Source organism: Vibrio sp. RW (assembly GCF_027587105.1).
Taxonomy (GTDB): domain Bacteria; phylum Pseudomonadota; class Gammaproteobacteria; order Enterobacterales; family Vibrionaceae; genus Vibrio; species Vibrio toranzoniae.
On the sequence record NZ_JAPPTM010000052.1, the window covers coordinates 1 to 7,482 of the forward strand.

Annotated in this window: 9 protein-coding genes; 1 reads left to right on the top strand and 8 read right to left on the bottom strand. The window is 43.5% G+C overall.

What is annotated here, in order from left to right; all coding sequences use genetic code 11:
• Window positions 1–223: 223 nt before the first annotated feature.
• The 8 genes from ruvX to metK form a co-directional block, all read right to left on the bottom strand.
• Window positions 224–646, bottom strand: a complete 423-nt coding sequence (gene ruvX / locus OCT63_RS21005; RefSeq protein WP_269984551.1) for a Holliday junction resolvase RuvX — start codon at window positions 644–646, stop codon at window positions 224–226.
• A 62-nt stretch (window positions 647–708) separates the two neighbouring features.
• Window positions 709–1,272, bottom strand: a complete 564-nt coding sequence (locus tag OCT63_RS21010; RefSeq protein ID WP_161679730.1) for a YqgE/AlgH family protein — start codon at window positions 1,270–1,272, stop codon at window positions 709–711.
• Window positions 1,273–1,378: 106 nt separating this feature from the next.
• Window positions 1,379–2,329, bottom strand: coding sequence for a glutathione synthase (gene gshB, locus OCT63_RS21015; protein WP_161679729.1), 951 nt, complete (start codon window positions 2,327–2,329; stop codon window positions 1,379–1,381).
• Between the two features lie 9 nt (window positions 2,330–2,338).
• The gene (gene rsmE, locus OCT63_RS21020) at window positions 2,339–3,070 is read right to left on the bottom strand and encodes a 16S rRNA (uracil(1498)-N(3))-methyltransferase (RefSeq protein WP_017056527.1); all 732 of its coding nucleotides are present in this window, start codon (window positions 3,068–3,070) and stop codon (window positions 2,339–2,341) included.
• Window positions 3,071–3,215: 145 nt separating this feature from the next.
• A complete protein-coding gene (locus tag OCT63_RS21025; RefSeq protein WP_161675288.1) occupies window positions 3,216–3,947 on the bottom strand; it encodes an endonuclease in 732 nt (243 codons plus the stop codon).
• 96 nt (window positions 3,948–4,043) lie between these two features.
• Entirely contained in the window at window positions 4,044–4,544 is a 501-nt protein-coding gene (locus tag OCT63_RS21030; RefSeq protein WP_269984552.1) for a SprT family zinc-dependent metalloprotease, read from the bottom strand.
• 79 nt (window positions 4,545–4,623) lie between these two features.
• On the bottom strand, window positions 4,624–5,421 hold the full coding sequence (locus OCT63_RS21035; RefSeq protein ID WP_161675290.1) for a DUF2189 domain-containing protein: 798 nt from the start codon (window positions 5,419–5,421) through the stop codon (window positions 4,624–4,626).
• Between the two features lie 368 nt (window positions 5,422–5,789).
• On the bottom strand, window positions 5,790–6,944 hold the full coding sequence (gene metK, locus OCT63_RS21040; protein WP_017056531.1) for a methionine adenosyltransferase: 1,155 nt from the start codon (window positions 6,942–6,944) through the stop codon (window positions 5,790–5,792).
• Window positions 6,945–7,333: 389 nt separating this feature from the next.
• Here metK and OCT63_RS21045 point away from each other — a divergent pair.
• The coding region (locus OCT63_RS21045) for a hypothetical protein (protein WP_269984553.1) at window positions 7,334–7,482 on the top strand (149 nt) is incomplete at its 3' end.

The window sequence follows — 7,482 nt, forward strand, 5'->3', positions numbered from 1 at the left end:
TTCGCGTCACTACGCTCTTTTCTCATTTAATTTTTAGTTGGATAACCGTCGCCAGCTTCGCCTGCGTCCATTGAGTTACATACTATTATCGTTAGAACTGAGTAGGATGTTAAATCAGTTTTATATGAGCCATCACTAACCTAATAATGAATCGCATTAATATTACGTCGCTATATGATTACAGATTAGAATTGAGTGTAATTATTGCTCGCTTAATGCTGAGTTAAAAATATTGTGCTTCAAACCAGCTCTCTAGAATAACAACTGCAGATTGGTTATCCACATTTCCTTTGCTTAATGCTTTATAGCCGCCCATATCAAAAAGCTCGGATCGGGCTTCTGCTGTAGATAGTCTTTCATCATGAAGTTCGACATCAATACCAAAGCGCCCTTTGAGGCGATTAGCAAACTTCTTTGCTCTTGGAGTAATGGTTGTTAGATCTTTGCCGTGTAAATCCGTTGGTAAACCGACGATAATCAGGTTAGGTTGCCATTCTTTGATTTGCTTCTCGATATCATCCCAATTCGGAATACCATCTTTAGCCTTGAAGGCTGTTAAGGGACTTGCGGTACCAGTAATCTCTTGGCCGATTGCACTACCGATACTTTTTGTACCGTAATCAAATGCCATAATTGTCCGTGACATAAAAGTTCCAGAATTAAATAGTTGGGTTGGGTTGGGTTTGTATTGATTGTTATGAGTTGGTTTTAGGCGTGCCCTGAATCAGCCGATAATTGCGCAACATTAATGCCTAGCATCTGAACGGCAACTTTCCAACGATCTGCAATGGGGGTGTCGAAGATAACTTTAGGGTCGGCTTCAACGGTTAACCAAGAGTTTTCGGTGAGTTCTATTTCTAGCTGCCCTGGTTCCCAACCTGCGTAGCCTAATGCGACCAAGTAATGCACTGGCTCGTCTCCAGTTCCGAGCACGGTAAGGATATCTTTAGAGGTCGTGACAGAGATTTGATCGGTCATGTTGATGCTAGATTGATAGTTGCCTTTTGGCCTATGTAAAATGAAACCTCTATCTTCAGCTACCGGTCCTCCGTTTAACACTGGCTTATCTAGGCTAGCTTGATTGGATTTTGGGTTTATGGAGTCGATCTCGACTTGATCCAGCATTTTTCCAACCGTTATATCAATAGGGGCATTGATCATTAACCCCATTGCACCTTCATTGTTGTGTTCACAAAGGTAAATTACAGAGTTTTGAAAGTAAGGATCTTTCATTCCTGGCATAGCAACCAGAAAGTGATTGGTTAAATTCATAAAGCCTCCTGCCTTTGAGAAAGGAGCGGCTTGTGCCGCTCATTACATTGGTTTAGCTAAGAACGATTCAGCTTAGATCATTTCAACTAAGCCAATCGACTGGAAGCTATTTTGCTTTAACGCGACGTTCGATCGCGTCCATCAGTTTACCGGTTACTGAAATATCAAAAGCGGCTTCGATTTCACGAATGCAAGTCGGGCTGGTTACGTTTATTTCAGTCAGTTTGTCACCGATTACATCAAGGCCAACAAAGATTAAGCCTTTTTCTTTCAGTGTTGGAGCCACTGTTTTTGCAATTTCCCAGTCAGTATCACTCAGTGGTCTAGCCACACCAGTACCACCGGCCGCTAGGTTACCTCGCGTTTCCCCTTCCGCTGGAATACGAGCTAAGCAGTAAGGCATAGGCTCACCATCAACCACAAGAATACGTTTATCACCATTACTTATGTCTGGAACAAAAGTTTGTGCCATTGCGTAATTTTGACCGTGGTTGGTCAATGTTTCAATGATTACTGATACGTTTGGATCACCTTTCTTCACTCGGAAGATAGACGCGCCACCCATGCCATCCAACGGCTTAAGAATCACATCACCATGCTTTTCGCGAAACTCTTTAATCTTCTCAGCTTTACGAGTCACGATTGTCGTCGGTGTTAGTTCAGGGAACCAAGCAGTGAACAACTTCTCATTACAGTCACGTAGGCTTTGTGGCTTGTTTACGATCAGTGCTCCGTTCTCTTCAGCACGCTCAAGAATGTAAGTCGCGTAGATGTACTCAGTATCAAACGGAGGATCTTTACGCATCAGTACGGCGTCTAATTCAGATAGCGCGATAGTCTGCTCTGACTTGAACTCATACCAACCGTTTGGATCTTCTTTTAGTTCTACAACCTTTGTGTCAGCAATGGCTACGCCCTGATCTAAGTGTAGATCATCCATTCCCATGTAATGGATTTCGTAACCACGACGCTGAGCTTCAAGCATCATGGCAAAGCTAGAGTCTTTTTTGATGTTAATGGATGAAATAGGATCCATTACGATGCCAAGTTTGATCATTTTTTTCTCCTAGCCTAGATCGCCAAAACGGACTTGTAAGGCAGTAATTGCGGTTAGAGCTGCTGTCTCGGTACGAAGTACACGTGGGCCGAGTAGCGTCTCTTCAAATTTGTATTGTTCTGTCATGCCGATTTCTTCAGCGGACAATCCACCTTCAGGGCCTATTAATAGGCGCACCTTGCTGACGGGTTCTGGAAGGGTGTTAATTGAGTATTTTGCGCGAGGATGTAGGTTCAACTTTAACGCTTCACTGGTTTCGCTACACCACGCTTCAAGTTGCATGATAGGGCGAATGACAGGAACCGTATTACGGCCACTCTGTTCACATGCCGCGATAGCAATCTTTTGCCATTGTGCGAGTTTTTTCTCAAAGCGTTTGGTATCAAGTTTCACGCCACAGCGCTCTGAAATCAGCGGAGTAATGGTATTCACGCCGAGCTCTACCGATTTCTGAATCGTGAACTCCATTTTATCACCGCGTGAAATCACTTGGCCTAAATGTAAGTCTAATGGAGATTCACTGCTACGCTCGATTCGCTCAGTAACATGAACCGTGACGTTCTTTTTTGATACTTCAATAATTGTCGCAGGGAACTCAGCGCCACTGCCGTCAAATAGAAGGACTTCTTGGCCTTCTTTCATGCGAAGAACACGACCAACATGACCCGCGGCATCTTCGCCTAAAGCGAGTGAGCCTAACTGATGAATGCGTTCAGGGTGATGGATACGAGGGACTCTCATGCTGGTAAACCTATAAATATGATTATTTGGGTATTTTTATCTATGCCTAACATGGATGCTTTTAGTTGAAAAAACAAGGGTAGAGCAAGAGTTTCAGGGGCAATGCTGAAACTCTTGCTTGGTAGAGATGGCTATGCGAGTGGTGTTATTTGCAAGCTGGGTAAACAAATGGATTGTGATTACCTTGGACGGCGTAGATTCGTTCATCACGAGTACATTCCCACTGATCGACAGGAAACTGTTTGTTCCACGCCATCATCAGATTAGTTTGTTGCTTTGATAGCCTAAAACCGTACTCTTGGCTCATGTATAGGTAAGTTCTTGCGATTGAGCCTTTTGCTCTGTCAGGCGGCATAACTTTACGCTGTTTGAAGTTGACCTGCATTTCACACTGACCATAGCTCACGCCATCTATTCCATTCCACTGACTGAAATTGTAATTGGATCGATCACCATTAACCTCGCCAATCGTGGGCGTTAGGTTATGAAGGTCAGCCTCCATGGATTTAAATATTTTATCATTTCGCGTACAGTTTTTGCGTCCGCCGTCTTGCCAGCACTGACGCTGGTGGCCAAATTGCCAAGCTGGAACCACGTGTTCCCACTCAATTCGACTTGCTCGTTTTTGCTGTTTTCGGACTTGGTAGCCACAACCATTAAGGTCTGGAATACCTTTCTTCTTGTCTTTCCAAGTAATATCACAACCACAATAAAACGAAGTCGGATGATCGAGATAAATCTTTACGGCTTCTTTTTTGGCTTTGTAGAATGAGCTTGGTGGGGCAGCGAAAACGCTTTGGGTTACCAGTAGGCTAAATACTATCGATAAGTAAAAAGACACAGGTAGGCCAAATGCTTTTAAGGTGAGTTTTTGCATAGAGAAAGACTGATAAAAGTATGATAAATATCAGTCTATCACTCAAATGTTAGATCTCTCTATTAGATTTATCCGAACGAGTGAATCAATCGGTTATTAGCTTAGTTGAGTGCCTGTAAAAACTAAGGTTTGTTGGCACAGTTGGCATCGGTAGGTCGATTGATTTCGAAGGACTTTGTTATGTCGTCTAATTGATAGTGGGTAAACGGTGCAGTCGCAGCGGTATTCAAAGGTCTTGCCTTGCACAGAGGTAATCTCAAAACAGTGGGTTGTTTTGGCTGGTACGTTGAATACCTTTTCCATCACGTATTTCCACTCGTTACCATGAGGTCTAACGCGTCCGAAGACCTGATGCGTGATCAAGTGTGCGAGTTCATGAGGAACAACCTCGTTGATAAAGGCGTCTTCGTTTTCGCTGAATAGCACGTGGTTGAGCTTAATTTCATTTAACTGAAGGTAGGCCTTTCCTGCCGATTTACCTCTTAATTTGTAAGTGATAGTTGGGTATGGAAACTCACGAGAGAAATGTTGATTAGCAATAGCGAGACACTCCGCCAGTTTCTTATTTGCGCGATGTTGTTGTGGGGTGTAAGACAAACGTTGTTAACTCCAAATAAAAGACCTCAGCGTTAAGCTAAGGCCTCATAATAACATTGCTTGTTAATCTAGCGATGCTTTACACGTGATGTTTTTTCTTGATGATCTCGTGATAAGCGTGCCATGTACCGTAACCAAGTAGCGGCATGGTGACGATCATACCGATGCCGTAGGTTGCAAAGCCCACCAGAATACCGGAACAAATAATACTCGCCCACACAACCATTGCTGGGATGTTTGCTTTCACTGCATTGAAGCTAGTGAAAATAGCGCTCATTACATCAACGCGTCGCTCCATCATTAATGGAATTGAAAACGCTGAAATACTGAATATTAGGCTAGCGATGATTAGCCCAATTAAAGAGCCCGTAATCAGGAATGGAGCGAATTCAGTTAGTGGAGCCCCTTGAACAGAAGGATATAACGCGTGCAATAACGCCGCGATTCGCATCCAGAAAATCATCGCTACCATCAATACAATCGCAAAGGCCCATTGATGGGTTGAGTTTCGTGTGATGGCTTTCATTGAGTGCAGTAGGCTGGCGTTGTGTCCTTTTTCTCTTTCCCAGCTGGCGTCATACAGGCCTAGAGCAAGAAAAGGCCCTATCAACATATAGACTATCAAGCTTGGCATAACGACTAGGTGTGTTCCTTGCCATTGGACAAGTTGGACTATGGCGATGGCTGCCGCCATAAAACACAAGCCGTAAAATGCGCTGATTAATGGCATTTTCACTAAGTCGTGTAGAGCTAGTGACAACCAATGAAAGGGTGCTGAAATGCTAACTTGGTTACAAGGAATGGTTCGAGCGTAATCCTGATCGCTGACCTTATCTTTTTTATTGTTCAGTTCCGATGGGTGCACGGTACGAGGCATAATTCCCCCTAGTTAAATAACGTCCTAGTTATAATTCCATAAGGCTCAGTGGTGTGGTTGACATTAGCGTTATGGTGTCAAGCTCAATCGCTCGTCATCGTCCTAGTTTTTGCTCTCGCATTCATTTAACTAATGATTTTAGACTAAATACATTAGGCTTAAACGTGAGTTTGATCGTCTAGGAGTTATCTTAACTATTGTCAGTAGTGCTAGAAAATACAAATTATCAGTGGTTTTTTATACTAAGTGGTTAACGGTAAAGAAGGGCGTTAGAGAAGGGAATGGCGAGTGAAAGTTCGGTAAGTACATAAAAATAAAGCCCTTACTAAGAAATAAGGGCTTTAAAGAAACAAATCGCAGTGGCTAAATTATTTTAGGCCAGCGAAGTCCGCAAGGATTGCTGCTTTGTCTGTCGCTTCCCAAGGGAATTCTTCACGACCGAAGTGACCGTATGCCGCTGTCTGCTTGTAGATAGGCTGAAGAAGGTTCAGCATTTCTTGAAGACCGTATGGACGTAGGTCGAAGTTTTGACGAACAGCTTCAATGATAATTTCGTGAGCTACTTTCTCAGTACCAAACGTTTCAACCATGATAGATGTTGGATCAGCAACACCGATAGCGTAAGACAGTTGAATCTCACAACGGTCAGCCATACCTGCTGCAACGATGTTTTTCGCAACATAACGCGCTGCGTAAGCTGCAGAACGGTCAACTTTTGATGGATCTTTACCAGAGAATGCACCGCCACCGTGACGAGCTGCGCCGCCGTAGGTATCAACAATGATCTTACGACCAGTTAGACCACAGTCACCCATTGGGCCACCGATTACGAAACGGCCTGTTGGGTTGATGAAGAAGTTAGTGTCTTTGTTGATCCACTCAGAAGGAAGTACTGGCTTGATGATCTCTTCCATTACCGCTTCACGCAGGTCAGGTGTCGTGACTGAATCACAGTGCTGAGTTGAAAGAACAACGGCATCGATACCAACGATTTTACCTTGGTCGTACTGGAATGTTACTTGAGACTTAGCATCTGGGCGAAGGAAGTTAAGCTTGCCACTCTTACGTACTTCAGCTTGCTTTTTAACAAGAAGGTGAGAGTAAGTAATTGGAGCAGGCATTAGGATTGGTGTTTCGTTAGTCGCGTAACCAAACATGATACCTTGGTCGCCAGCGCCTTGCTCTTTCGGGTCTGTTTTATCAACACCTTGGTTGATGTCTGGAGACTGCTTACCAATTGTGTTTAGAACGGCACAAGAGTCAGCGTCAAAGCCCATATCAGAATGAACGTAACCAATTTCACGTACTGTTTCACGAGTGATTTCTTCAATATCAACCCATGCAGACGTTGTTACTTCACCGCCAACCATCACCATGCCGGTTTTTACGTAAGTCTCACAAGCAACACGTGCTTTTGGATCTTGTTCCAAGATGGCATCAAGAACAGCATCAGAGATTTGGTCTGCAATTTTATCTGGATGGCCTTCTGAAACAGATTCAGAAGTGAATAGGTGCTTAGCCATGAGAGCTCCACTTTTAGTTTTAGTTGCAAATAGTGTTTTAGTTGCAAATAGATTAAATGCAAATAATTTTAGGCGTAGCAAGTTAAGGAAGCGCCGCCATTAAATACAGTATATTTTGTAGGTGTTTCTACATCTAGACGGCCATTCTAAATTCCAACGGTCGAATTACAAGCTCTTTTTTATGATATGACATAACTAAACGTTTGCGTGCCGGGTGATATAAGCCATTACCAAGTGATATAAATGGGTAAAAATTGCGAAAAATGATGGTTAAAAGGACAGTAAATCGTTTGCAGTCGCTATAGTCGTTTGAGAGAATACCCGCGCTAATAAAAATGAAATTTTTAGCACTAACTCTTTTTAAATCGCTTATGTACTCAGGAGCAGACATGCCTTCTCGTAAAGTTCTAGCCAATGCAATCCGTGCGCTTAGCATGGACGGTGTTCAACAAGCAAACTCTGGTCACCCAGGCGCACCTATGGGTATGGCTGACATCGCTGAAGTTCTTTGGCGTGGCCACTTGAACCATAACCCGGC

Excerpts from the sequence above, each read along its gene's own strand:
- OCT63_RS21010 (WP_161679730.1), bottom strand. The coding sequence starts at position 1,272 with ATGAATTTAACCAATCACTTTCTGGTTGCTATGCCAGGAATGAAAGAT.
- OCT63_RS21025 (WP_161675288.1), bottom strand. The coding sequence starts at position 3,947 with ATGCAAAAACTCACCTTAAAAGCATTTGGCCTACCTGTGTCTTTTTAC.
- gshB (WP_161679729.1), bottom strand. The coding sequence starts at position 2,329 with ATGATCAAACTTGGCATCGTAATGGATCCTATTTCATCCATTAACATC.
- rsmE (WP_017056527.1), bottom strand. The coding sequence starts at position 3,070 with ATGAGAGTCCCTCGTATCCATCACCCTGAACGCATTCATCAGTTAGGC.
- OCT63_RS21035 (WP_161675290.1), bottom strand. The coding sequence starts at position 5,421 with ATGCCTCGTACCGTGCACCCATCGGAACTGAACAATAAAAAAGATAAG.
- ruvX (WP_269984551.1), bottom strand. The coding sequence starts at position 646 with ATGTCACGGACAATTATGGCATTTGATTACGGTACAAAAAGTATCGGT.
- metK (WP_017056531.1), bottom strand. The coding sequence starts at position 6,944 with ATGGCTAAGCACCTATTCACTTCTGAATCTGTTTCAGAAGGCCATCCA.